The 24,589-nt window shown below is 73.7% G+C and carries 26 protein-coding genes; 19 read left to right on the top strand and 7 right to left on the bottom strand.

Translation table 11 applies throughout. The features are described 5' to 3' along the window. The first annotated feature begins 28 nt into the window (after positions 1–28). Both uvrB and BLU55_RS06210 read left to right on the top strand, forming a co-directional pair. Positions 29–2,155 carry an excinuclease ABC subunit UvrB gene (gene uvrB / locus BLU55_RS06215; RefSeq protein ID WP_091727334.1) on the top strand — a complete coding sequence of 709 codons (2,127 nt, stop codon included), beginning with the start codon at positions 29–31 and terminating at the stop codon, positions 2,153–2,155. Positions 2,156–2,171: 16 nt separating this feature from the next. Beyond that, the gene (locus BLU55_RS06210; protein WP_091727331.1) at positions 2,172–3,446 is read left to right on the top strand and encodes an MFS transporter; all 1,275 of its coding nucleotides are present in this window, start codon (positions 2,172–2,174) and stop codon (positions 3,444–3,446) included. Here the strand turns inward: BLU55_RS06210 and BLU55_RS06205 are convergent. Beyond that, a complete protein-coding gene (locus tag BLU55_RS06205; RefSeq protein WP_091727328.1) occupies positions 3,443–4,117 on the bottom strand; it encodes a potassium channel family protein in 675 nt (224 codons plus the stop codon). The genes BLU55_RS06210 and BLU55_RS06205 overlap by 4 nt on opposite strands. Positions 4,118–4,212: 95 nt before the next feature. Here BLU55_RS06205 and BLU55_RS06200 point away from each other — a divergent pair, with 95 nt between their 5' ends. From BLU55_RS06200 to BLU55_RS06175, 6 genes are all read left to right on the top strand, one after another. Then, the gene (locus tag BLU55_RS06200; RefSeq protein WP_091727326.1) at positions 4,213–4,704 is read left to right on the top strand and encodes a hypothetical protein; all 492 of its coding nucleotides are present in this window, start codon (positions 4,213–4,215) and stop codon (positions 4,702–4,704) included. Continuing rightward, positions 4,701–5,237, top strand: coding sequence for a hypothetical protein (locus tag BLU55_RS06195; protein ID WP_091727323.1), 537 nt, complete (start codon positions 4,701–4,703; stop codon positions 5,235–5,237). Before BLU55_RS06200 ends, BLU55_RS06195 begins: the two co-directional genes overlap by 4 nt. Positions 5,238–5,283: 46 nt before the next feature. Then, complete coding sequence (locus BLU55_RS06190) at positions 5,284–6,273, top strand: NAD(P)/FAD-dependent oxidoreductase (RefSeq protein ID WP_231917073.1); 990 nt, start codon at positions 5,284–5,286, stop codon at positions 6,271–6,273. Between the two features lie 100 nt (positions 6,274–6,373). Further along, on the top strand, positions 6,374–7,633 hold the full coding sequence (locus BLU55_RS06185; RefSeq protein ID WP_091727317.1) for a glycosyltransferase family 4 protein: 1,260 nt from the start codon (positions 6,374–6,376) through the stop codon (positions 7,631–7,633). Next, on the top strand, positions 7,627–8,352 hold the full coding sequence (locus BLU55_RS06180) for a class I SAM-dependent methyltransferase (protein WP_091727315.1): 726 nt from the start codon (positions 7,627–7,629) through the stop codon (positions 8,350–8,352). The genes BLU55_RS06185 and BLU55_RS06180 overlap by 7 nt, the downstream gene beginning before the upstream one ends. After that, a complete protein-coding gene (locus tag BLU55_RS06175) occupies positions 8,349–9,458 on the top strand; it encodes a prenyltransferase (RefSeq protein WP_091727312.1) in 1,110 nt (369 codons plus the stop codon). Before BLU55_RS06180 ends, BLU55_RS06175 begins: the two co-directional genes overlap by 4 nt. Here the strand turns inward: BLU55_RS06175 and BLU55_RS06170 are convergent. From BLU55_RS06170 to BLU55_RS06160, 3 genes are all read right to left on the bottom strand, one after another. Continuing rightward, positions 9,435–10,097, bottom strand: a complete 663-nt coding sequence (locus BLU55_RS06170; RefSeq protein ID WP_231917072.1) for a class I SAM-dependent methyltransferase — start codon at positions 10,095–10,097, stop codon at positions 9,435–9,437. The two genes, BLU55_RS06175 and BLU55_RS06170, sit on opposite strands and share 24 nt — an antisense overlap. Further along, positions 10,094–11,356, bottom strand: coding sequence for an alpha/beta hydrolase (locus BLU55_RS06165; protein WP_091727305.1), 1,263 nt, complete (start codon positions 11,354–11,356; stop codon positions 10,094–10,096). The genes BLU55_RS06170 and BLU55_RS06165 overlap by 4 nt, the downstream gene beginning before the upstream one ends. 63 nt (positions 11,357–11,419) lie before the next feature. Next, the gene (locus BLU55_RS06160) at positions 11,420–12,940 is read right to left on the bottom strand and encodes a family 14 glycosylhydrolase (RefSeq protein WP_091727303.1); all 1,521 of its coding nucleotides are present in this window, start codon (positions 12,938–12,940) and stop codon (positions 11,420–11,422) included. Positions 12,941–13,046: 106 nt separating this feature from the next. Between BLU55_RS06160 and efp the strand changes: the two genes are divergently transcribed. The 7 genes from efp (at position 13,047) to BLU55_RS06125 (ending at position 18,667) form a co-directional block, all read left to right on the top strand. Further along, entirely contained in the window at positions 13,047–13,610 is a 564-nt protein-coding gene (gene efp, locus BLU55_RS06155; RefSeq protein WP_091727300.1) for an elongation factor P, read from the top strand. Next, on the top strand, positions 13,610–14,014 hold the full coding sequence (gene nusB / locus BLU55_RS06150; RefSeq protein ID WP_091727297.1) for a transcription antitermination factor NusB: 405 nt from the start codon (positions 13,610–13,612) through the stop codon (positions 14,012–14,014). Before efp ends, nusB begins: the two co-directional genes overlap by 1 nt. Positions 14,015–14,019: 5 nt before the next feature. After that, positions 14,020–14,682 carry a hypothetical protein gene (locus BLU55_RS06145; RefSeq protein ID WP_091727294.1) on the top strand — a complete coding sequence of 221 codons (663 nt, stop codon included), beginning with the start codon at positions 14,020–14,022 and terminating at the stop codon, positions 14,680–14,682. A gap of 50 nt (positions 14,683–14,732) precedes the next feature. Then, the gene (locus BLU55_RS06140) at positions 14,733–15,788 is read left to right on the top strand and encodes a GNAT family N-acetyltransferase (protein ID WP_231917071.1); all 1,056 of its coding nucleotides are present in this window, start codon (positions 14,733–14,735) and stop codon (positions 15,786–15,788) included. Between the two features lie 53 nt (positions 15,789–15,841). Then, positions 15,842–16,633 carry a DUF1206 domain-containing protein gene (locus tag BLU55_RS06135; protein ID WP_172833875.1) on the top strand — a complete coding sequence of 264 codons (792 nt, stop codon included), beginning with the start codon at positions 15,842–15,844 and terminating at the stop codon, positions 16,631–16,633. Continuing rightward, positions 16,630–17,250 (top strand): hypothetical protein, encoded by a 621-nt coding sequence (locus BLU55_RS06130; RefSeq protein WP_091727288.1) that lies wholly within the window; start codon positions 16,630–16,632, stop codon positions 17,248–17,250. The genes BLU55_RS06135 and BLU55_RS06130 overlap by 4 nt, the downstream gene beginning before the upstream one ends. 61 nt (positions 17,251–17,311) lie before the next feature. Further along, positions 17,312–18,667, top strand: a complete 1,356-nt coding sequence (locus BLU55_RS06125) for a dihydrolipoyl dehydrogenase family protein (RefSeq protein ID WP_091727286.1) — start codon at positions 17,312–17,314, stop codon at positions 18,665–18,667. Positions 18,668–18,693: 26 nt separating this feature from the next. Here BLU55_RS06125 and BLU55_RS06120 read toward each other — a convergent pair whose 3' ends face one another. Genes BLU55_RS06120 through BLU55_RS06110 form a run of 3 tightly spaced genes read right to left on the bottom strand, consistent with a single transcriptional unit; the run spans position 18,694 to position 21,010 of the window. Further along, entirely contained in the window at positions 18,694–19,407 is a 714-nt protein-coding gene (locus BLU55_RS06120; protein ID WP_091727283.1) for a sulfotransferase-like domain-containing protein, read from the bottom strand. Further along, entirely contained in the window at positions 19,404–20,366 is a 963-nt protein-coding gene (locus BLU55_RS06115) for an aminotransferase class IV (protein ID WP_091727280.1), read from the bottom strand. The genes BLU55_RS06120 and BLU55_RS06115 overlap by 4 nt, the downstream gene beginning before the upstream one ends. 5 nt (positions 20,367–20,371) lie before the next feature. Then, positions 20,372–21,010 carry a TetR/AcrR family transcriptional regulator gene (locus BLU55_RS06110; protein WP_091727277.1) on the bottom strand — a complete coding sequence of 213 codons (639 nt, stop codon included), beginning with the start codon at positions 21,008–21,010 and terminating at the stop codon, positions 20,372–20,374. 68 nt (positions 21,011–21,078) lie between these two features. Between BLU55_RS06110 and BLU55_RS06105 the strand changes: the two genes are divergently transcribed. The 4 genes from BLU55_RS06105 to BLU55_RS06090 all read left to right on the top strand — a co-directional run bounded on the left by BLU55_RS06105 (position 21,079) and on the right by BLU55_RS06090 (position 24,553). Then, positions 21,079–21,576 (top strand): cupin domain-containing protein, encoded by a 498-nt coding sequence (locus BLU55_RS06105; protein WP_091727274.1) that lies wholly within the window; start codon positions 21,079–21,081, stop codon positions 21,574–21,576. A gap of 183 nt (positions 21,577–21,759) precedes the next feature. After that, complete coding sequence (gene pyrR / locus BLU55_RS06100) at positions 21,760–22,344, top strand: bifunctional pyr operon transcriptional regulator/uracil phosphoribosyltransferase PyrR (RefSeq protein WP_091733507.1); 585 nt, start codon at positions 21,760–21,762, stop codon at positions 22,342–22,344. Beyond that, positions 22,341–23,276, top strand: a complete 936-nt coding sequence (locus BLU55_RS06095) for an aspartate carbamoyltransferase catalytic subunit (RefSeq protein ID WP_091727271.1) — start codon at positions 22,341–22,343, stop codon at positions 23,274–23,276. The genes pyrR and BLU55_RS06095 overlap by 4 nt, the downstream gene beginning before the upstream one ends. Next, positions 23,273–24,553 carry a dihydroorotase gene (locus BLU55_RS06090; protein ID WP_091727269.1) on the top strand — a complete coding sequence of 427 codons (1,281 nt, stop codon included), beginning with the start codon at positions 23,273–23,275 and terminating at the stop codon, positions 24,551–24,553. Before BLU55_RS06095 ends, BLU55_RS06090 begins: the two co-directional genes overlap by 4 nt. Positions 24,554–24,589 lie beyond the last annotated feature (36 nt).

Here is a 24,589-nt window from a genome sequence, read left to right as displayed (position 1 = left end):
TGTCGGTGGCCGGTCGTAGGCTCGTCCCATGCGTCCAGTGACCGATCTCGAGCGCCGCGTCGCGCCCTTCGACGTGCAGTCGGACTACCAGCCGGCGGGGGACCAGCCCACGGCGATCGCCGAGATCACCAAGCGGATCACCGACGGGGAGAAGGACGTCGTCCTCCTCGGCGCCACCGGCACCGGCAAGACGGCGACCGTCGCGTGGGTCGCCGAGCAGGTGCAGCGGCCGCTGCTGGTGATGCAGCCCAACAAGACGCTGGCCGCGCAGTTCGCCAACGAGCTGCGCCAGCTGTTCCCCGACAACGCGGTCGAGTACTTCGTCTCCTACTACGACTACTACCAGCCCGAGGCCTACGTCCCGCAGACGGACACCTACATCGAGAAGGACTCCTCGATCAACGAGGAGGTCGAGCGGCTGCGCCACTCGGCGACCAACTCGCTGCTGACCCGCCGCGACGTGATCGTGGTCTCGACCGTCTCGTGCATCTACGGCCTCGGCACCCCGCAGGAGTACGTCGACCGCATGCTGCGGCTCAAGGTCGGCAAGGAGATGGACCGCGACGACGTGCTGCGCCAGCTCGTCAACATCCAGTACACCCGCAACGACCTGGCCTTCACCCGCGGCACCTTCCGCGTCCGCGGCGACACCCTCGAGATCTTCCCGGTCTACGAGGAGCACGCCGTGCGCGTGGAGTTCTTCGGCGACGAGATCGAGCGGCTGATGACGCTCCACCCGGTGACCGGCGAGATCATCACCGACGACCAGGAGATCTACGTCTTCCCCGCGACCCACTACGTCGCCGGGCCGGCGCGGATGGAGCGCGCCATCGGCAGCATCGAGGCCGAGATGGAGGAGCAGGTCGCGCTGTTCGAGCGGCAGGGCAAGCTGCTCGAGGCCCAGCGGCTGCGGATGCGCACCTCCTACGACATCGAGATGATGCGCCAGGTCGGGTCGTGCTCGGGCATCGAGAACTACTCGATGCACATCGACGGCCGCGCCCGCGGGAGCGCGCCCAACTGCCTGCTCGACTACTTCCCCGAGGACTTCGTGCTCGTCGTGGACGAGTCCCACGTCGCCGTGCCGCAGATCGGCGGCATGTACGAGGGCGACATGTCCCGCAAGCGCAACCTGGTCGACCACGGGTTCCGCCTGCCCAGCGCGATGGACAACCGCCCGCTCAAGTGGGAGGAGTTCCTCGACCGCATCGGCCAGACGATCTACCTCTCGGCCACGCCGGGCGACTACGAGGTCGCCAAGGGCGGCGGGATCGACAACGTCGTCGAGCAGATCATCCGCCCGACCGGCCTGGTCGACCCCGAGGTCATCGTCAAGCCGACCAAGGGCCAGATCGACGACCTGATGTCGGAGATCAACACCCGGGTCGAGCGCAACGAGCGGGTCCTGGTCACCACGTTGACCAAGAAGATGTCCGAGGACCTCACCGACTACCTCCTCGAGGCCGGCGTGCGGTGCCGCTACCTCCACTCGGAGGTCGACACCCTGCGCCGCATCGAGCTGCTGCGCGAGCTGCGGATGGGGGAGTACGACGTCCTCATCGGCATCAACCTGCTCCGCGAGGGCCTCGACCTGCCCGAGGTGTCGCTGGTGGCGATCCTCGACGCCGACAAGGAGGGCTTCCTGCGCTCCGACAAGTCTTTGATCCAGACCATCGGCCGTGCGGCCCGCAACGTGTCGGGCCAGGTCCACATGTACGCCGACCGCATCACGCCCTCGATGGAGAAGGCGATCGACGAGACCAACCGTCGGCGCGCCAAGCAGGTCGCCTACAACACCGCCCACGGCGTCGACCCGCAGCCGCTGCGCAAGAAGATCGCCGACATCACCGAGATGCTGGCCCGCGACGACGAGGACACGGCCGAGCTGCTGGCCACCTGGCAGGGCACCGGCGCCCGCGGCGACAAGTCCCGCAAGGCACCCGTGCCGGGGCTGTCCAAGATGGGCAAGCTCCACGAGAAGCTGCCCGACACCGCCGGCATCCCGTCCTCCGACCTGGCCGAGCTGGTGCAGGCGCTGACCGAGCAGATGCACACCGCGGCGGCCGAGCTGCAGTTCGAGGTGGCCGCGAGGCTGCGCGACGAGATCTCGGACCTCAAGAAGGAGCTGCGCCAGATGCTGGAGGCCACCCGGTGAGCGAGCGCCGCACCCGGTGAGCGCGCCCCCCGCCCCCGGCTACCGCAGCGCGTGGACGGTCTGGGCCGTCGGCCTGTCCGTCTACGTGCTCGCCGTGTTCCACCGCTCCTCGCTCGGCGTCGCCGGCCTGGTCGCCACCGAGCGCTTCGGCATCTCGGCGGCCCAGCTGGCGACCTTCACCATGCTGCAGCTGCTCGTCTACGCCGGGATGCAGATCCCCGTGGGCCTGCTCGTCGACCGGTTCGGCTCCCGCAGCGTGATGCTGGCCGGGCTCGCGTTCATGACGGCCGGGCAGGCGGCGTTCGCGTTCGCGTCCAGCTATCCGGTGGCGCTGGTCGCGCGGGCCTTCGTCGGCATGGGCGACGCGATGACCTTCATCTGCGTGCTGCGCCTGGTCAGCACGTGGTTCCCAGTGCGCCGGATCCCCTTCGTCACCCAGGTCACCGGCACGCTCGGCCAGCTCGGCGCCGTGGCCGCGGCGGTGCCGATGACGTGGGCGCTGAGCACGCTGGGCTGGACGACCTCCTACCTGACGGCGGCCGGCATCGGCGTGGTGCTGGCGGTGCTGCTCGTCGTCGTCCTGCACGACGCCCCCGACGGGCGCCACCTCCGCGGCGCGCCGCTGTCGCTGGGTGCGGTCAGGGAGAGCCTCACCGCCTCCTGGCAGCAGCCCGGCACCCGGCTCGGCTTCTGGATGCACTTCAGCACCCAGTTCAGCGCCACCACGATGACGCTGCTGTGGGGCTTCCCGTTCTTCGTCCGCGGCGAGGGTCTCTCCGCCGGGGCGGCCGGCCTGCTGCTGACCCTGATGGTGGTCGTGATGATGGTCTCCGGGCCGGCCCTGGGCTGGCTGGTCGGAGCCCACCCGTGGCACCGCTCCACCGTGGTGCTGGCCATCGTGGCCGCCATCGTCACCGCCTGGACGGTGGTGCTCGCGTGGCCCGGCCCCGCGCCGTACGCCGTGCTGGTGGTGCTGGTCCTCGTCGCCGGCGTCGGGGGCCCCGCCTCGGTGATCGGGTTCGACGTCGGCCGCACCTCCAACCCCTCCCACCGGTTGGCCAGCGCCACCGGGATCATCAACCAGGGCGGCTTCTACGCCAGCCTGTTCATGGTCGTGGTGATCGGCCTGGTGCTCGACTGGCGCACGCCCGGGGCCAGCACCTCCTACACCCCCGAGGCGTTCCGCTGGGCGATGGCGACGCAGTACCCCCTGTGGGCGCTCGGCCTGGTCCAGATCTACCGCTACCGGGTCCGGACCCGGGCGCGGCTGCTGGCCGACCAGCTGGGCTAGCGGTTGCGCACGGTCATCGCGACCAGCCGCGAGATCACCATGGCGACGTACAGCACGCCGGCGACCTGCTCGAGGATGACGACCGAGCGCGCGTGGTCGCCGACCGGCAGGATGTCGGAGAGCCCGACGCTGGTCAGGTTGGTGAAGGAGAAGAACAGCAGGTCGAAGAACCGGCCGGCCCCCGAGGCCGCGACCGGGTCGATCGAGCCGGGCCACACGATCGCCACCACGACGTAGAGGTAGGCGAAGCCCCAGGCCACGACCGTGAAGGCCGCCCCGATGGCGTAGAGCTCGTCGGTCGTGACGTGGTCGTCGTGGAAGAGGTACTTGATGATGCTGTAGGCGACGTAGAAGTAGAACGGCGCGTGCAGCAGGGCGCTGGTCAGCGCCACCCCGTCGGAGGTGGGCAGCGCGGCCTCGACCACGGTCATCACCACGGCCGGCAGGCCGACGGCGACCGCCACGAACGACAGCGCCGGGGTGCTGCGGACCACGGTGACGGCCAGGGCCACCGCGACCATCGAGATCACCCCGAGGAAGGCCGAGCCGAGCCGGCTGGCGTCGAGGAACGGGTAGGCGACCACGGCCAGCAGCTGGGCGGTCAGCAGCAGCGCCGAGGGGTGACGGACCAGGCGTCTCCCCGGCCCGGGGTCGGCAGTGGTCTGGTTCACCCGCCGGAGTCTAGGGCCGCGCCACTACGATGCCCGACGGGTCGCAGGGGAGGCGGTTTCAGGTGGGCGGACGACGCCGGACAGGCTCGTGGGGCGTGGTCAACGCGCTGCTGGCCGCCCTGGTGCTGGCGCTCGCCGTCGCGGCCGTGCTGACCTGGACCCACCAGCCGGGGCGCGCCGAGCCCGCACCGGCCGCGCGGGCGCTGTCGACCGACTACCGCACCGTCTCCGACGCCGCCCGGGCCGAGGTACTGGCCTTCCTGCGGGTCGACCACCACGACATGGACCCCGTCGTCGACGACGTGCTGGCCGGCGCCACGGGCGAGTTCCGCGAGCAGTACGCCGCCGGCCGCGACGAGCTGGTGTCCTCGGCACGCCGCACCCTCACCACCGCCTACGGCACCGTGCGCGCCGTCGGGGTGAGGTCCCTGGCCGACGACCGGGCGGTGGTGCTGGTCGCGGCCGACGTCGCGGCGCGCAACCGGCAGACCGGGGGCCGCGACGAGACCCGCGAGCAGCGGCTGCGGCTGGTGCTCGAGCGGCGCGAGGGCACCTGGCTGACCTCCCGGCTGGAGTTCGTGCGGTGAGCGCGGTGGGGCAGCGGACGAGCCGGACCGGCGCCGGCACCGCCCTGGTGCTGCTGCTGGTCGTCGTGGTGCTCGGTGCCACGACGGCGCTGGGCTGGTGGTGGCGCGACCAGGGCGCCGGGGCCGCCCGACCCACGCTGCGGACGCCGGTCACCTCGGTCACCAGCATCGAGCCCGGCTCCCGGGCGGCGGCCGAGCTCAGCGCCCGGGTGCTGTCCTACGACTGGGGCACGTTCGACGCCGACGCGACGCGCGTCGAGGCCGACCTGGCCCCGGGGTTCCGCGAGGACTACGCCCGCACCATGCGCGACACCCGCAGCGAGGCGCTCGCCGAGAAGGTGGTGCTGCGGGCGGCGGTGCGCGACAGCGCCGTGGTCTCGGCCAGCGCTCGGCGGGTGGTGGCGCTGGTCTACCTCGACCAGGTGACCTCCGCCCAGGGCTCGATGACGCAGCGGCGCGACCAGACGCGGGTACTGGTCACGGTGACCCGCGATGGGGGACAGTGGCGCGTGTCCAGGATGGACGCGTTCTGAGCCCCGGGACGGCCCCGGGGACCGACCGAGCGACGAGGTGAGCCAGGTGGCGCCAGCGCACGACCGCGAGATCGAGACCGACCTGCTGATCGTGGGAGCCGGCCCGGCGGGCCTGTTCGGCGTCTACTACGCCGGCTTCCGGGGCCTCAGCGTCACGGTCGTCGACTCGCTGCCCGAGCTCGGCGGCCAGGTCTCGGCGATGTACCCCGAGAAGCTCATCCTCGACGTCGCCGGCTTCCCCGCCGTCAAGGGCCGCGAGCTGGTCGAGCAGCTGGTGGAGCAGGCGGCGAGCGCACGGCCGACGTACCTGCTGGGCCGCACCGCCTCGGTGCTCAAGACCGACGACGAGGGCGCGGTCATGGAGCTCGACGACGGCACCACCATCCACGCGAAGGTCGTCATCGTCACCGCGGGCATCGGCAAGTTCACGCCGCGCCCGCTGCCCGCCGGCGCGGGCTGGGAGGACCGGGGGCTGGTGTTCTTCGTCCCCTCCTTCGCGGAGTACGCCGGCCGCGACGTCGTCATCGTCGGCGGCGGCGACAGCGCCTTCGACTGGGCCCACCACCTCGAGCCGATCGCCGCCTCGGTGACCCTGGTCCACCGGCGCGACGCCTTCCGGGCCCACCAGGCCACCGTCGACGCCGTCGTGGCCGGCCGCACCGAGATCATCACCAGGGCCCAGGTCACCCGGCTGCTCGGCGAGCACCACGTCGAGGCGGTCGAGATCACCACCGCCGACGGCGAGGTGCTCACCCGCCCGGCGCAGTCGGTCGTGGCCTCGCTGGGCTTCGTGGCGGACCTGTCGGCCATGAAGGAGTGGGGCATCGAGTTCGAGGGTCGCCACCTCAAGGTCGACACCGCGATGCGGACCAACCTGCCGCGGGTGCTCGCCGCCGGCGACATCACGGAGTACCCCGGCAAGGTGCGGCTGATCGCCGTGGGCTTCGGCGAGGTGGCCACCGCGGTCAACAACGCGGCCGTGCTGGTCGACCCGGAGGCGCACGTCTTCCCGGGGCACTCGAGCGAGGGCTCGTAGGGCACGGCCGTCGGGGTCGCCGGGCGCCCGACCGGCGTACGGCTATCGACACGCGTTCAGTTAGGCTCGCCGCTCCCGCCCGTCCCGGCCAGGAGGCTCCTTGCGCATCGCGATGTTGTCCTACCGCAGCAAGCCCCACTGCGGCGGACAGGGCGTCTACGTCCGCCACCTGAGCCGCGAGCTGGTCGCCCTGGGCCACGAGGTCGAGGTGTTCTCGGGCCAGCCCTACCCCGAGCTCGACGAGGGCGTGGTGCTGACCGAGGTGCCGAGCCTCGACCTCTACCGCGAGCCCGACCCGTTCCGGACGCCGCACCCGCGCGAGCTGCGCGACCTGCTCGACGTCTCCGAGGTGCTGGAGATGTGGACGGCCGGGTTCCCCGAGCCCCGCACCTTCAGCCGCCGCGTCGCCCGGCTGCTGGCCCAGCGGGCCGGCGACTTCGACGTCGCCCACGACAACCAGGTGCTGGGCCACGGGATGCGCGACGTCGCCGCGCTGCTGCCGCTGGTCACGAGCATCCACCACCCCATCACCGTCGACCGACGCGTCGACCTGGCCGCCGCCCCGTCGTGGCGCAGGCGGCTGACGCTGCGCCGGTGGTACTCCTTCCTGCGCATGCAGGGCACGGTCGCGCGCGCCGCCGAGCGGGTCGTCACGGTCTCGGAGTCGAGCAGGCGCGACATCGTCCGCGACTTCGGCGTGGCCGACGAGCGGATCCAGGTGATCCCGCTGGGCGTCGACGACGTCTTCGTGCCGCCGACGGCGCCGCGCGTGCCGGGGCGGCTGGTCGCGATGGCCAGTGCCGACGCCCCGATGAAGGGCATCGCCACGCTGCTGGAGGCCTTCGCCAAGCTGCGCACCGAGCGCGACCTCGAGCTGGTGCTGGTCACCCGGCCGCTGGCCGGCGGGCGCACCGAGCAGCTGATCGACCAGCTCGGCATCCGCGACCACGTCCGGTTCGTGCACGGCATCAGCGACGCCGAGCTCGTCGAGGTGATGGGGTCGGCCGAGCTGGCCTGCGTGCCCTCGCTCTACGAGGGCTTCTCGCTGCCGACCGCCGAGCTGATGGCCTGCGAGACCCCGCTGGTCGTGAGCCGCGCGGGCGCCATCCCCGAGGTCGTCGGACCCGACGGCGAGTGCGCTGACCTGGTCACCCCCGGCGACGTCGGGGAGCTGGAGCACGCCATCGCCGCGCTGCTCGACGACCCCGAGCGCCGCGCCCGGATGGGGGCCGCGGGGCGCCGCCGGGTGCTCGAGCGGTTCAGCTGGCGGGCCGTCGCGGAGGCCACCGCGGCGGCGTACGAGGATGTGGTGCGCGCCCGCGGGGGCGCGCCCGAGGAGCAGGAGGACGCACGTTGCTGACCGTCGACTTCGACCGGCTGGGGCTGCGGCCCGGTGACCGCGTCATCGACATGGGCTGTGGCGCGGGGCGCCACGCCTACGAGATGTACCGCCGCGGCGCCGACGTCATCGCCTTCGACCAGGACGCCGACGAGCTCTCCGGCGTCTCGGACGTGTTCGCCGGGATGCGCGAGGCCGGCGAGGTGCCCGCGGGCGCCGAGGCCGACGTCAAGCAGGGCGACGCGCTGTCGCTGCCCTTCGCCGACGGCGAGTTCGACCGGGTGGTGGCCTCCGAGGTCCTCGAGCACATCCCCGACGACGTCTCCGCGATCTCCGAGCTGGTGCGGGTGCTCGCGCCGGGCGGCACCATGGCCGTCACCGTGCCGCGCTGGCTTCCCGAGCGGATCTGCTGGGCGCTGTCGGACGAGTACCACGCCAACGAGGGTGGCCACATCCGGATCTACACCCGCACCGAGCTGGTGGCCAGGCTCGAGGCCGCGGGGATGGTCCTGGAGGGCCACGCCCACGCCCACGCGCTGCACTCGCCCTACTGGTGGATCAAGTGTGCGGTCGGGGTCGACCGCGAGCGCCACCCTCTGGTCCGCGGCTACCACCAGCTGCTGGTCTGGGACATCATGCGCACCCGCGGGATCAGCCGGCTGACCCGTGGGGCCGAGCGGGCGCTGGACCCGCTGATCGGCAAGAGCGTGGTGCTCTACCTCCGCAAGCCGTCCGCGTGAGCGAGCCGGTCGAGGTGCCCGGCCTCCCCGGTCTCCTCACCCCCGAGCAGGTGGTCGCGACCGCGCGCTCCATCACCCGCACCCAGGAGCCCGACGGGGCGATCCCGTGGAGCCCGGGCGCCCACACCGACGTGTGGAACCACGTCGAGGCGGCCATGGGCGCGCTGGTGGGCGGCGAGGTCGCGACGGCCGAGGCGGCGTACGACTGGTGCGCGCGGTGGCAGCGCCCCGACGGCTCCTGGCCGATGCGGATCGTGCAGGGCGTCGTGGACGACGCGAGCGGCGAGACCAACATGTGCGCCTACCTGGCCGTCGGGCTCTGGCACCACTGGCGGCTGCGCCGCGACCTGGCGTACGTCGAGCGGCTGTGGCCGGTGGTGCGCCGCGGCCTGGACTACGTGGTCGGCCTGCAGCTGCCCTTCGGCGGCATCGCCTGGTCGCAGGAGTGGGACGGCGACCAGCCGGGGCGGGTCAACGAGCAGGCGCTGGTCGCGGGGTCCTCGAGCATCTACCAGGCGCTGCGGGCCGGGGTGGCGCTGGCCGCGCTGGTGGGGGAGCAGCAGCCCGACTGGGAGCTGGCCGGCGGCCGGCTCGGCCACGCGCTGCGCGAGCACGCCGACCTGTTCCTCGACAAGCGCAGCTTCGCGATGGACTGGTACTACCCCGTCCTCGGCGGCGCCGTGCGCGGCCAGGCCGGCCTCGACCTCGTCGCGGGCCGGTGGGACGACTTCGTGGTGCCGGGCCTGGGGATCCGCTGCGTCGACACCAACCCGTGGGTGACCGGCGCCGAGACCTGCGAGCTGGTGCTGTCGCTGGACTGCCTCGACGACCGCGACCGCGCCCTGCGGCTGCTGGCCGACATGCAGCACCTGCGCAACGAGGACGGCGGCTACTGGACCGGCTACGTCTACGAGGACGAGGTGGTCTGGCCGCGCGAGGAGACGACGTACACCGCCGCCGCCGTGGTGCTGGCCGTCGACGCGCTCTCGCGCACCACCCCCGGCTCGGGGATCATGCGCGGCGAGGACCTGGCCCCGCACTTCGAGGAGATCGCGCTCGAGTGCGGCTGCGCCGAGGGCGCCTCAGCCGACGTCCTCGCCCGCTGACCCGGACGACCGCAGCAGCACCCGCATCGACCCGACGGTCTCCACCGGGGTGAAGGCGCCGGACGCGACCGCGCGCTGCCAGACGTGGAAAGGCGCCTGGCCGCCGTCCTCGGGCCGCTCGAAGACGTCGTGGACGACCAGCGCCCCGCCGGGGGCGATCCAGCGGGCGAAGCCGGTGTAGTCGTCCTGGGCCGGCTCCTCGGCGTGGCCCCCGTCGATGAACAGCAGCGCCAGCGGGGTGCGCCAGTGGGCCGCGACGGTGGTGGAGCGCCCCACCAGGGCGACCACCTCGTCCTCGAGCCCGGCAGCGGCGACCGCCCGGCGGAAGAAGGGCAGGGTGTCCATGCGCCCGGTCGCGGGGTCGACCAGGCTGGTGTCGTGGTGCTCCCAGCCGGCCTGGTTCTCCTCCGAGCCGCGGTGGTGGTCGACGGTGAAGACGGTGCTGCCGGTCGTGCGGGCGGCGGCGCCGAGGTAGATGGCCGACTTGCCGCAGTAGGTGCCGACCTCCAGCGCCGGACCGTCGACGAGGTGGGTGCAGGCGGTGCGGTGCAGCAGCGCGCCCTCGTCCTCGGGCATGAAGCCCTTGGTGGCGCGGGCGTGCGCGAGCAGGTCGGGGTCCATGGCAGCAGTCTCGGTCACGCCGGCTCGGCCTCGGCGGCCGCCTGCTCGTGCAGCCACAGCGCCCGGTGGTGGAGCAGCCAGCGCTCGACGGCCCGCACGGTGTGGTGGGCGCGGATCGAGCTGAAGACCTCGAAGGCGTGGTGGGCTCCGGGCAGCTCGGCGTAGGTCACGCTGCGGCGCGAGGTCGCCCGCAGCGCCGCGACGAAGGCCCGGGCCTGGCGCACGTCGACGAGCGTGTCGGCGGTGCCGTGGAGCACGAAGAAGTCCGGCGCGTCGGGCGTGACCCGGGCCAGCGGGGAGGCGGCGACGAAGGCGTCGCGGTCGGTGACCGGGTCGCGCTGGATCACCTTGGGCGCGAGGAAGGTGTCGCGCATGGTGGTGGCGGGTCGATCGCCCGTGAGGCCGGCGAGGTCGAAGACGCCGTAGAAGGGCACGCAGGCCGCGACGCTGGTGTCGGCGTCCTCGAAGCCGGGCTGCCAGGCGCGCTCGCCCGGGGTCAGGGCCGCCAGGGAGGCGAGGTGGCCACCCGCCGACCCGCCGGTGAGGACGAGGTAGTCGGGGTCGCCGCCGTGGTCCGCGATGTGCTCCCGGATCCAGGCCAGGGCCCGCTTGACGTCGACCACCTGGGTGGGGAAGGCGTGCCGCGGGGCCAGCCGGTAGTTCATCGCGACGCAGACCCAGCCCTGGCGGGCCATCCGGTTCATCAGCAGGACGCCCTGGCCCTCCTTGCTGCCCATGGTCCAGGCGCCGCCGTGCACCTGGACCAGCACGGGCGCGCGGTGCAGCTCGACGCCGCGCGGTCGGTAGACGTCGAGCCGGGCCCGGCGTCCGCCCCGGGTGTACTCCAGGTCCCGGAGCACCTCGACCCCGTCGTCGGCGAGGTGGAAGGGGCGGGCCAGCTCGCGCAGGTGCAGCCGCAGGTCGGCCGCCGTCGGCGGCTGCTCGAGGACGTCGAGGTAGTCCTCGCCGAGCCCGCGCTGCAGGGTCGTCTCCACCCGGCTGGCCGAGCGCAGCGCGCCCAGCGTCATCCAGGTCAGGCCGGCGGCGGTGAGGCCGGCCAGGGCCAGGCCCCGGGGGTCGGGGTGGCCGTCGCGACGCCGGCGCACGGTCAGCTCGGCGGCGACGTCGGCCGCGGTCACGGCGAGCAGCTGGGGCGCCAGCTCGCTGGTGAGCCAGCCGCCGACGAAGGCGGGGACGCCGCCCCCGAGGCCGCGCAGGGGACGCAGGGCGTTGGCGACGAGCCCGGCGGCGAGGACCTGACGTGCGAGGAGACCCATGCTCCCCACGCTACCGAACTCAGTTCAGTAGCGCGGGGAGCACGGGGAGGTGCCGGCGCCGGGTCAGGTGCGCTGCCGGTCGATGAACGCGGCGTACCACTTGAGCGGCGGGTCGTACGGCGTGTCGGCGATCTCGTCGGCGTCGCGCGAGACGTCCTGCATGCGCAGCACGGTCAGGCCCAGGTAGCCCCACTGGTCGAAGGCGTCCTGGATGTTGGCCCAGCCCTGCTCGCTGTAGAGGCCGCCGTTGAGGGCGTTCTCGCCCTTGAGGTCGGTGTCGACGCGGGCGGCGTAGTCACCGATCCACCCGACCAGGGTCTTGGCCAGCGAGTAGGGGCGCAGGCCGCCGTTGAACGGCTCGCCCGGGTTGTTGTCGTCCATCTCGAGGGCGGTGAAGTGCATCTCGACGTCGCGGCGGGTGGGGATCCTGCCGGCGAGCTCGATGATCTTCGCGTAGCCGTGGCCGGTGGACCACGCCTGCTCGTCGACGCTGGTCTGGATCAGGCCGGTCGTGACCTCGGTGGCGCGGGGGTAGGGCGAGCCCTGGCCCATCTGCCAGTGGATGCCGGGCACCTTGTAGCCGAGGTCGGCGTAGCGGAAGCCGGACCCGAGGGCCTTCGAGACGGTGGTCAGCATCCGCTTGCCGTGGGAGACCAGCGAGCCGTTGTACCAGTCGACGTAGTCGCGGCCGTAGCGCGTGCTCGCGTAGGTGCCGTCCTCGAAGAAGGCGTCGGCGTCGCGCGGCGAGGCCACCTGGGCGCGGCTGCGGTAGCTGGTGCCCCAGGCGCGGTTGACCTTGCGCAGGGTGTCGTACTTGGCCAGGGTCCAGCGGCGGAAGCTCTGCTGGGCCAGGGGGGAGTAGGACTGCAGCGCGCCACGGGTGGGGTAGCCGCTGCCGGTGTCGTGGCTGTTGTACGACGGGTAGCGCAGCTCGCCCGAGGGCCCGAGCGAGACGTTGATCTCCGAGACGTCGCGGCCGTAGCGGCCCTCGAAGTGGCGGGTGAAGGCCTTGGTGAAGTCGCGGTACTCGCCGGCGACCACCCCGTCGGCCCAGCCGGCGACGGTCTCCTTCGACCAGTTGCCCTGCTCGCTGCGGTGCTGCAGGCCGTGCTGGCCCAGCTTGATGCCGCGGTAGGAGCGCCCGGCGTACTTCTTCCACAGCCAGGACGGCAGCAGGCTGGTGTAGTCGTCGCCGACGTTGCCGCCGCACTGGTGGAAGGACAGGATCGGCGCCAGGTCGAGCCCGGCCCGCGTGACCTCGGCGAAGACGCGGTCGTAGTAGCTCCAGTCGAACCGGTTGTCGCCGGCCTTCTCGACGTCGCCCCACCAGACGTCGACGCTGACGGCGTCGACGCCGTAGCCGTCGACGACCTCCAGGTCGTGGCGGAAGTCCGCCCAGTTGGTGACCTTGAGCGGCGCCATCACGTTGGCGGTGAAGTCGGGGTTGCCCTGGGCGAGGTTGCCGGGTGGGCGGGGGCCGTCGGCGGCGGTCGCCGGGGCGGCGAGCAGGGGTGAGGTGAGGGCGGCAGCGGTCAGCCCGACGAGGAGCCGGGGGACCGTCCGTGACAGGTGGGTCAGGCGCATCGCGCCACCCTGCCACGCGTCGCGGACACCCGGCTAGACTGACGCGCTGCCCCGGAGCGACCCTCGTGGCAGCCCGACGTCCCCCAGCAGAAGGTGCGACCACCGCATGGCAACGACGAACGACCTGAAGAACGGCATGGTGCTCAAGCTCGACGGCCAGCTCTGGCAGGTCATCTGGTTCCAGCACCACAAGCCCGGCAAGGGCGGGGCGGTCGTCCGGACCAAGATCAAGAACATCGAGTCGGGCAAGACCGTCGACAAGACGTTCAACGCCGACGTCAAGGTCGAGGTCGCCTCGGTCGACAAGCGGACGATGCAGTACCTCTACAACGACGGCACGTCCTACGTCTTCATGGACACCGGCACCTACGACCAGCTCGAGGTCGCCCCCGAGATCGTCGGCGGCGCCAAGGACTTCATGCTCGAGAACCAGGAGGCCATCGTGGCCACCAACGAGGGTCGGGTGCTCTACATCGAGCTGCCCGCCTCGGTCGAGCTCGAGGTGACCTACACCGAGCCGGGCCTGCAGGGCGACCGCTCGACGGGCGGCACCAAGCCCGCCACGGTCGAGACCGGCGCCCAGGTGAGCGTGCCGCTGTTCATCACCACCGGCGAGAAGATCAAGGTCGACACCCGCGACTCCTCCTACCTGGGTCGCGTCAGCAGCTGATGGCTGCGCGTTCCAAGGCGCGCAAACGCGCGCTCGACGTCATCTACGCCGCCGAGATGCGCGAGCGCTCCCCGCTCGAGCAGCTCGCCGAGGTGCGCGAGGACGGCCCCCTCAACCCCTACACGACCGAGCTGGTCGAGGGGGTCACCGCCCACCGCGAGCGGCTCGACCAGGTCCTGACCGACTACGTCCAGGGCTGGTCGCTCAAGCGGATGCCGGCGGTCGACCGCAACGTGCTGCGCCTCGGCGCCTACGAGATCCTCTTCGTCGACGACGTGCCCGACGCGGTCGCCGTCTCGGAGGCCCTCAAGCTCGTCCAGGACCTCTCCACCGACGACTCGCCCGGGTTCGTCAACGGCGTGCTCGGCAACATCGTGCGCGACCGCGACTCGCTGGTCGGCTGAGGTCCGTGCGCGGGTCGCGGGCCCTGCTCGTGCCCGTCGTCCTGCTCCTGGCGGCCTGCTCGTCCCCGACGGCGGCCCCGGACGGGCCGGGGTCCCCGTCGCCGGGGTCCCCGTCGGCCAGCCCCTCGGCGGCGGTGCCCGCCGACGCTCCCTGCCGGGTGGCCGGCTTCGTCGGCCGCACCCGGGTCGAGGTCACCGGCCAACAGGTCCTCCCCGTGTACGCCGCGGGGCTGGCGCTCGCCCCCGGCACCGGCGTGCGGGGGCCCACCGAGCTGCAGCGGGTCGTCGACGTCCGGCCCGGGGTGCGGGTCCAGGAGCCCGAGCGGGTCTCGGTCGACCCCGCCCTGCTGCGGCAGGTGGCCACCACCGTGCGCGACAGCTCGACCGCCCCGCTCCCCACGTCCTACTTCGTGCGCCGCCGCCAGCAGAACACCACCGGGCGCGACCGGACCTACGCGCAGTACGCCGCGGCGCGCTTCTACCGCGGCCGCTGGAGCGCCCGGGTGTGTGGCGGCCCGACCAACGACGGCACCGAGGTCACCCGGATCAGCGGCACCTTCCTGTCCGTGGGCCGGTTCCGCACCGGTGTGCTGGCCTGCTCGGTGGTGGAGCGCCGCGAGGCGCCCCTGGCCCGCCAGCTGCGGGAGACGTGCGACTCGTCGCGGTGAGCGAAGCCCTGGGGGTCTCGCCGGGGGCCCGACTCCGGCAGGATGGGCCGGTGACCTCTCCGCCGCCGGCCGACCCGACCGCCCGACCCACCACGATCCCGGGCCTGCCCGACGGCTGGACCGCGAGGCTGCCGGTGCTCGACGACCTGGCTGCGCTGTCCGAGCTGCGCGGCGCCGACAAGGAGCCGTGGACGGGCTCGTCCTCGGTCGACCGCGAGGCCGTGGAGTCCGAGATCGCCGGTCCGGCGTCGTGGACCCGCCGGCAGCGGGTGCTCGTCGACCCCGGGGGGAGCGCTCGGGGCTGGGTGGTGGTCCACGACCGCGCGGCGGGCCGCACGATGCTGCACGTCTACGTCGACCGGCGCGAGCTGGACCGCCCGACGCAGGACGCCGTCGCCGCGGCGGCGTACGCCTGGGTGGAGGAGCAGGCCCGCGAGATCGTCGTGCTGCGCGGCGAGCCCGGCACCCGCCTCGACGCCAGCCCCTTCGCCGAGGACGCCGTGCAGCGCGAGTGGCTGGCGGCGGCGGGCTACTCCCTGCGCCGCACCTGGTTGCAGATGACCCGCCCGGTCGACCCGGACGAGGTCGCCTCGCTGCCCGAGGCGCGCGAGGGCGTCCTGATCCGGGGCGTCGACCAGCACGAGAACGGCCTGCCCGTGGCCGGCGACCTGCAGATCGTCCACCAGATGCTCGAGAGCAGCTTCGAGGACCACTTCAACTCCTACAAGGAGAGCTTCCCGGAGTTCGTGCAGCGGCTGCGCGAGGACCCGGGCCACCGCTGGGACCACTGGTGGGTGGCCTTCGTCGACGTCGACGGGGTGCAGCAGCCGGCCGGTGCGCTGGTGAGCACGGTGCTGCCCGAGAACGCCGCCGGCCACGAGGGCAGCTACGTCGACTACATCGGCGTGCACCGCGACGCCCGCGGCCGCGGCGTGGCCAAGTCGCTGCTGCACACCGTCATCGCCGACGCGGCCCGCCGGGGTCGCGACCGCGTCGGCCTGGAGGTCGACGCCGACTCCCCGACGGGCGCCGACGGGCTCTACCACTCCATGGGGTGGGTCACCGACTACGTCACCGAGTCGTGGTTCCGAGAGCTGGAGTCGTGAGGGGCGGCCCGGCCGGGCCCGGCCGAGGTCCCGGCGGGCTCGACGGGGACGACGTGCGCGACCTCGGGGAGCAGGCCGAGCGCAGCGAGTGGCTCGACCACGCGGTGCGGCTCGGCCTCGTGGCCTACGGCGTGGTCCACGTGCTGCTCGGCTACCTGTGCGTGCAGCTCGCGCTCGGGGGCGCCAACGAGGACGCCAGCACCCAGGGCGCGATGCACACGCTGGCGCGCCAGCCGCTCGGACGCACGTTGGTGGGGGTGGTCGCCCTGGGGATGCTGCTGCTCGTCGTGTGGCGCGTCATCGAGGCCGGCTGGGGCCACCGCGGCGAGGGCGACCGCCGGACCCGCAAGCGGGTCACGTCGGCCGGCAAGGCCGTGGTGTACGCCGTCATCGGCTTCTCGGCCGTCAAGGTCGCCGTCGGTGCCGGGTCGGGCAGGAGCGGCGGCTGGACGGCCACCGTCATGGACTGGCCGGCCGGGCAGTGGCTGATCGCGCTGGCCGGGCTCGCCGTGCTGGCGTACGCCGCCAACCTCGCGCGCCGCGGCTGGACCGAGGAGTTCGCCGAGCACCTCGACGCCGAGGCGAGGACCGGCACGAGCGGCGCGGCGTTCCTGGTCGTGGGCAAGGTCGGCCACGTCGCCAAGGGCCTCTCGCTCGGCCTCGTCGGGCTGCTGACCGTGGTGGCCGGGGTCACGCACGACGCCCGGAAGGGCGGCGGGCTCGACCAGGCGCTGCAGCAGGTGCTGCAGGAGCCCTACGGGCGGATCCTGGTGGCGGTGGTCGGCGTCGGGCTCTGGTCCTACGCCGGGTTCTGCTTCCTGCGGGCGCGGTTCCTGAGCCGATGAGGCGCGACCGGTTCTCGGGACGGATCGCCGGCGTCGGCTCGCGCTCGGGCGTGCGCGTCGTGGTCGGGCACTGGGTCGACAGCCCCCTGGGCAGCTTCACCGACGTGATGGTCGCCGAGCCCGACGGCACCCGCGTGCTGCTCGCGCCCACGCAGGAGGTGGCCGACTTCGTGGCCACGACCTACCGCTTCGACCGGGTGGTCATCGGTCCGGTCGCCGGGGTGGTCTCCGGGTCGGGGCGCCGCTCGGCGTGGGAGGTGAGCTCGGCCGAGCTGCGGCTCAGCGTCCGCGTCGGCCGGCGCACCCTGCTGGGCTGGGCGCTGCGGCTGGTGCCGCGCGCCGTGGCCACGGCGCCCGCGTGGACCGCGGTCACCGACCCGGTCGCCCGGGTCCTGCTGCGCGGCGTCCGGACCCGCGGCAGCGCGGCCCACGGCCGCCGCGAGTTCTACGGCGCCACCGACCACCACCGGGTGCGCTCGGCCACCGGCACCTGGCAGGGCACCGACCTCGGACCCCTGGCCCCGGTCTCCCCGGAGCCCGGCTTCGGCTTCGGGTCCACCCCCGAGCGCCCGTCGGTGACCACGCTGACCTCGACGGTCGAGGTCCCCGGGGGCTGAGCCGCGCCGGGTGCGCCGGCCCCTGCAGACGTGCCTCCCACCCGTGCGCCAGACTCGGGCCATGACGACGTGCGACGTGGTGGTGATCGGTCTCGGCCCCGGTGGCGAGGCGACGGCGACGGAGCTGGCGAAGGCCGGCCTGGACGTGGTGGGGGTCGAGGAGCGGCTCGTGGGCGGCGAGTGTCCCTACTTCGGGTGCATCCCCTCGAAGATGATCATCCGCGCCGCCGACGCCCTGGCCGAGGCCCGCCGCGTCGGCGACCTCGCCGGGTCCGCGGAGGTGCGGCCCGACCTCGGTGTCGTGGCCCGCCGCATCCGCGAGGAGGCCACGGACGACTGGGACGACCAGGTCGCGGTCGACCGCCTCGTCGACGCCGGGGTCCGCTTCGTGCGCGGTCGGGGCCGGCTGACCGGTCCGCGCACCGTGCAGGTGGGCGAGGAGACCTTCGAGGCCCGCCGCGGCGTCGTGCTCAACCCGGGCACCTCGCCCAGCGCGCCTCCCATCGACGGGCTCGCGGACACGCCGTACTGGACCAACCGGGAGGTCCTCCGGGCCGAGGCGGCCCCCGCGTCGATGGCCGTGATCGGCGGCGGCCCCATCGGCGCGGAGCTGGCGCAGGCGTTCTCGCGCTTCGGCACCCGCGTCACCGTCCTCGAGATCGGTCCGCGGATCCTGGGTCCCGAGGAGCCCGAGGCCGGCGAGCTGCTGGGGAAGGTGTTCGCCGAGGAGGGCCTGCAGGTGCTGACCGAGGTCGAGATCCGCCGGGTGTCCTTCGTCGACGGCCACTTCTCCGTCGAGCTCGCCGACCAGACCCTCGAGGTCGAGAAGGTCCTGGTCGCGGCCGGGCGCCGCCCCAACCTCGCGGACCTCGGCCTGGAGACCGTCGGCCTGGACCCGTCGGCGCGCAGCATCGAGGTCGACGAGTCGATGCGGGCCGGGGACGGCCTGTGGGCGATCGGCGACGTCGTGGGCCACGGGGCGTGGACCCACATGTCGATGTACCAGTCCGCCGTCGCGGTGCGCGACCTGCTCGACCAGGACGGCGGCCGCGCCGACTACCGCGCGGTGCCGCACGTGACCTTCACCGACCCCGAGGTCGGCGGGGTCGGGATGACCGAGCAGCAGGCCCGCGACGCCGGCCTGAGCGTGCGCACCGGCTGGCAGGACATGTCGGCCAACTCGCGCGGCTGGATCAACCGGGCCCAGGGCTTCGTCAAGCTGGTCGAGGACGCCGACCGCGGCGTGCTGGTCGGCGCCACCGTCGTGGGCCCGACCGGCGGCGACGTGCTCGGGATGCTCACCACCGCGGTCCACGCGGAGGTGCCCACCGCCACGCTGCGCTCGATGATCTACGCCTACCCGACCATGCACCGCGCGGTCGAGGAGGCGCTCAAGGACCTCGCGGCCGACGACTGAGGCCCCCGGACGGTCCCGGTCGGGCCTCAGACCAGCCGCAGCCGGCGCTCGCGCAGCAGGTCGTACGCCGGTCGGCAGGCCTCGGCCACCGCGGCGTCGTGTGCGCCCAGCTCGACGGGGCGCGGCCGCCACGGCTCGAAGCCGGTCGAGCGGCGGACCGCGTCGTACCAGTGCGGCGCCCAGACGCCGTCGGAGTCGCGCGGCCCCGCCGGCCACGACAGCATCCGGTCGGTCCACCCGATGCCCAGCCAGTCGCACAGCCAGCGCAGGTGCACCTCGGGGTCGCGCAGGAAGTCGCCGGCGTCGAGGACCGGCACGTCGTCGGGCAGCACCTCCAGCAGCCGCACCTGCTGGAGCAGCCCGATGTCCTCGGGCTCGCACGACTCCCGGGAGCGGACGTAGGAGGCCACCACCTCGGCGGGGTCGCGCACCAGCAGCACGTTGCGCGCCGCCGGCACCCACTCCAGGGTCGTGCCGGGGAGCAGGTGGTGCGTCATGTGCTTGACGTAGTGCACGGCGGCGTCGGTCGGCGCGAGCAGGCCGGCCACGGCCTCGTGCCAGTCGGTGGGCTGGGAGGCGAGCACCTCCTCACGACCGGGGTGCTCGAGGCCGGTGGCGGCGAGGTAGGCGGCGTACAGCGGCTCGTCGACGACCTCGGTGTCGGGCCGGTTCTCCCAGGCCCGCATCATCGCGGTCGACAGGTTGCGCGGACCGCTCCACATCGCGACCCGGACGGTCACGACGCCGCCCCGGCCCGCGCGGCGACGTCGGCCGCGACGTGCTGCTGGTAGAGCTCCTGGAGGCGCTGCACCACGGGCCCGCGGCCGCCGGCGTGGGGGAGCCCGGCGCCGATGGTGCGGCCGTCGACGGTGCGGACCGGGACCACCCCGGCGAAGGTGCCGGTGACGAAGGCCTCCGAGGCGTCGTAGACGTCGGTGAGGCTGAAGGTGGTCTCGCGCGCCGGGATCTCGTGGGTGCGGCAGACCTCCAGGACGTGGGAGCGGGTGATGCCGCCGAGGCAGAAGCGACCGTCGGAGGTCCACACCTCGCCGGCCCGCGTGACGACGAAGAAGTGGGTGCTGTTGCAGGTGGCCACGAAGCCGTGGGGGTCGAGCATGAGCGCCTCGTCGGCCCCGGCGGTGTAGGCCTGGATGCAGGCCTGGACGTCGTTGAGCTTGCTGTGGGCGTTGAGCTTGGGGTCCAGGGTGTCGGGGGTCGCCCGGCGCACGTGGGTGGTGAAGAGCGTGATGCCGTCGGTGACGGTCGCCGGCATCGGCTCCTTGTGCTCGGCGACCACCACCACGGTCGCGGGGCCCACGGTCACGCGCGGGTCCTGGTAGGGCGTGGACTTCACGCCGCGCGTCACCATCAGCCGCACGTGCACGCCGTCGGTCATGTCGTTGGCGCGCAGCGTCGCGTGGACCGCCTCGGTCAGCTCGGCGCGTGTCGGCAGGTCGATGAGCAGCGCCCGGGCGCCCTCCTCGAGCCGGTCGAGGTGCTGGTCGAGGAAGACCGGGTGGCCGCCGCTGACGCGCAGGCCCTCCCAGACCCCGTCGCCGAGCACGAAGCCGGAGTCGAAGACCGACACCACCGCCTTCTCCCGCGGCAGCAGCTGCCCGTCGACCCAGACCAGGATCGAGGCGTTGCGGGGGTCGTCGCTGGAGTGCTGGGTGCCGGTCGTGCCGGGGGAGGACGTCATGGCGCTCAGCCTAGGAGGGTGCGCACCCACAGGTCGGCCAGCGTCTCGGCGTACTGCTCGGGCGTGCGGCGGCTGGTGTGGAGCAGGTAGAGCTCCGGCGAGCCGGTGGTCCACAGCAGCTGCGCGACGTCGTCGTCGGCGAGGTCGGTGCGCAGCTCGCCGGTCGCCCGCAGCTCGCCGGCCAGCACCCGCATCCCGGCCAGGCGGCGCTCGCCGAGGGCCGTCCAGACCTCGCCGCAGGCCGCCTCGGTCTGCGCCGCGACGCGCAGCGCCTCGGCCAGGGGAGCGGTGGCGGGGTAGCGCTCGGCGAGCGCCCCGGCGTACGTCGTCAGCTTGGCGCGGGCGCCCGCGGCCGCCCGCACGGCGGCCACGTAGTCGCGCTGCTCGGCCGGCAGCGCGTCGTCGCCGCCGCTCAGCGCCCGGTCGTGCACGGCCAGCAGCAGGGCCGGCTTGCGACCCACGCTCGCGTAGACGGTGTCGAGCGAGACCCCGGCGACCCGGGCGACCTCGGCGACGGCCGTGTCGGCGTACCCCCGGGAGGCGAAGAGGTCCTGCGCGGCCGCGAGCACGGCCCGGCGGGTGGCCGCCGCCTGCTCCTCGCGGACCGCGGAGCGGTAGCGACGGGGGTTGACCGGGTCGGGCACGGGACCTAGGTTAGCAATTGATCCGAAGTCGCTTCGGACCGATCTCGGGTGACCCGCCTGGAGGCACCATGTCGAGCTCGTCCGTGGTCGTGCACCGCTCCGGGGAGGGGCCCGGCACCTGGGCCATGGGGTCGCTGTTCGAGCACCTGGTCGGTGCCGGTCAGACCGACGGCCGGCTGGGGATGTCGCTGGTGACGCAGCCGCCCGGCACGGCCACGCCGGTGCACCGCCACACCCGCGAGGCCGAGGCGCTGCTGGTGCTCGAGGGGCGCGTGGACTACCTCGCCGGGGAGGAGCTGCACCACCTCGCCGACGGGGACTTCCTCTACCTCCCGCTCGGGCTGCCGCACGCGTTCCGCATCCGGGGCGAGGCCCCGGCCCGGCTGCTCTCGCTGACGGTGCCCGGCGGCCTGATGGGGCTCTACGACGAGGTCGGCGTGCCGGCCGACGCGCTGCGCCTGCCCGGCCCCGGCGAGGGGCGCAGCGCACCCGAGGAGATCGCCCGCTGGAACGAGGTGGGGCCGCGCTACGGGCTGGAGGTGCTCGGCCCGCCGCTGCCCGCGTGACGGCGCGGGGCCTCGGGCGCAGCCGCTCGCCGCTCCTGCCCGCTGGTAGGGTCCACCGCGATCGACATCCTTTAACGAGCCGTCCCGTGAGGCGGAGAAGGAGGTCCGGCCGCCGTGGTGCCACCACCCGCCGATCCACCCGCAGACCAGCCCACCGACCCCGCGGTCGACCCGTCCGGCGACCTGCAGGCCGCCCCCGGCGGAGCCCGCACCGTCCTCGACGCCCGTGACATCGCCCGGGCGCTGACCCGGATCTCCCACGAGCTGCTGGAGCGCAACAAGGGCTCCGAGGACCTGGTGCTGCTCGGGATCCCGACGCGCGGCACCCACCTGGCCACCCGGCTCGCGGAGCGGATCGCGCGCGTCGAGGGCATCGAGGTGCCGACCGGCACCCTCGACGTCACGATGTACCGCGACGACCTGCGCCGCCAGCCCACCCGCGGCCCCCAGCACACGCAGGTGCCGCCCGGTGGCATCGACGGCAAGACGGTCGTGCTCGTCGACGACGTCCTCTACTCCGGCCGCACCGTCCGCGCCGCGCTGGACGCCATGAACGACCTCGGCCGTCCCGCGACCGTGCGCCTGGCCGTCCTGGTCGACCGCGGCCACCGCGAGCTGCCGATCCGCGCCGACCACGTCGGCAAGAACCTGCCCAGCGCTCGCAGCGAGCGGGTGATGGTGCGGCTCGAGGAGTCCGACGGCTACGACGTCGTGCGGATCGCGCCGAGCCCGGGCCAGGTGCTGCAGCCGCAGGGGGGAGGCGCGTGAACAAGCACCTGCTGTCGGTCGACGACGTCAGCCCCGACGACGTGGCCGAGCTGTTCGCCACGGCCACCGAGATGCACGACGTGCAGCGGCGCTCGGTCAAGAAGCTGCCCGCGCTGCGCGGCCGCACGGTCGTCAACCTGTTCTTCGAGGACTCGACGCGCACCCGCTCGTCGTTCGAGATCGCCGGCAAGTGGCTCTCGGCCGACGTCATCAACGTCTCGGCCAAGGGGTCCAGCGTCAGCAAGGGCGAGAGCCTGCGCGACACCGTGCTCACCGTGGCCGCGATGGGCGTCGACGGGCTGGTGATCCGCCACATGGCCAGCGGCGCCGCCCGCCAGGTGTCGCAGTGGACCGACGCCGTGGTGGTCAACGCCGGCGACGGCACCCACGAGCACCCCACGCAGGCGCTGCTCGACGCCTACACGCTGACCCGGCGGCTGGGACCGCTCGAGGGCCGCCACGTCGCCATCGTCGGCGACCTGACCCACAGCCGGGTCTTCCGCAGCAACGTCGCGCTGCTCACCAAGCTGGGCGCGCGGGTCACCGTGGTCGCGCCGCCGACCCTGATGCCGGCGGGCGTGGGCCCGTGGTCGGAGGCGGTCGGCTTCGCCACGTCGTACGACCTCGACGCGGTGCTGCCCACGGCGGACGCCGTGATGATGCTGCGGGTGCAGCGGGAGCGGATGAGCGGCGGGTTCTTCCCGACCGCGCGGGAGTACACCGTCGGCTACGGCCTCACCCGCGACCGCCTCGGCCTGCTGCGCGAGGACACCCCGATCCTGCACCCGGGCCCGATGAACCGCGGCCTGGAGATCGCCGCCGACGCCGCCGACGCGGCCTCCTCGGCCGTGCTCGACCAGGTCTCCGCCGGCGTCGCGATCCGCATGTCCGTGCTCTACCACCTGCTCGCAGGGGAAGGGAGCGTCGCGTGAGCGAGCCGCTCGTCATCACCGGCGCCGCCGTCCTCGGCGGGCAGCCGCGGGACCTCTTCGTCGCCGACGGCGTCCTCGTGGACGAGGCCCCCGCCGGCGCCCGGGTCCTCGACGCCGACGGCCTGGTCGCCCTGCCCGGCCTGGTCGACCTGCACACCCACCTGCGCGAGCCCGGTCGCGAGGACGCCGAGACGGTGCTGACCGGCTCGCGCGCCGCGGCGGTCGGCGGTTTCACCGCCGTGCTCGCCATGGCCAACACCAGCCCGGTCACCGACACCGCCGAGGCCGCCGAGCGGGTGCTCGACCTGGGGCGTGCCGCCGGCCTGGTCGACGTGCAGCCGGTGGGCGCCGTCACCCACGGCCTGGGCGGCCAGGAGCTGGCCGAGCTGGGCCTGATGGCCCGCTCCCGCGCCCGCGTCCGGGTGTTCTCCGACGACGGGCGGTGCGTCCACGACCCGCGGGTGATGCGCCGCGCGCTGGAGTACGTCCGCGCCTTCGGCGGCGTGGTCTCCCAGCACAGCCAGGACCCCGACCTCGCCGGACCGACCGCCTGCTGCCACGAGGGCGAGCTGTCGGGGCGCCTCGGCCTGCCCGGGTGGCCCGGCATCGCCGAGGAGACGATCGTGGCCCGCGACGTCATGCTGGCCCGCCACACCCGCAGCCGCGTCCACGTCGCCCACGTCTCCACCGCCGGCTCGGTCGAGGTGCTGCGCTGGGCCAAGGCGCAGGGCATCGACGTCACCGCCGAGGTGACGCCGCACCACCTGCTGCTCACCACCGACCTGCTCGGCGACTACGACCCCGTCTACAAGGTCAACCCGCCGCTGCGCCCCGACGAGGACGTCGCGGCGCTGCGCGCCGCCCTCGCCGACGGCACCATCGACGCCGTCGCCACCGACCACGCCCCCCACGCCCGGCACGACAAGCAGCACGCCTTCGCCGACGCCGCCTTCGGGATGCTCGGGCTGGAGACGGCGCTGTCGGTCGTCAGCGAGGTGATGGTCTCCTCCGGCGCCCTCGACTGGGCCGGCGTCGCCCGGGTGATGTCGCAGGCGCCGGCGCGGATCGCGGGCCTGGAGTCCCACGGCGGAGCGCTCGAGGTCGGCCGCCCGGCCCACCTGACCCTGGTCGACCCGGCCGCGGTCGTCACCGTCGACCGCGACGCCTCGGTGTCGCTGTCGCGCAACAACCCCTGGCACGACCGCACCCTGACCGGCGCGGTCGTCCACACCGTCTTCGGCGGCCGCCCCACGGTGCTCGACGGCCGCCTGGTCTGAGCCGGGCGCCGGCTGCCGCGGGTGCCGGGGGAGAGC

The sequence above is a fragment of the Nocardioides scoriae genome (assembly GCF_900104965.1).
GTDB classification, from domain to species: Bacteria; Actinomycetota; Actinomycetes; order Propionibacteriales; family Nocardioidaceae; genus Marmoricola; species Marmoricola scoriae.
Note: the sequence above shows the minus strand (reverse complement) of the source record. Positions and strands in the feature narration are given on the sequence as shown.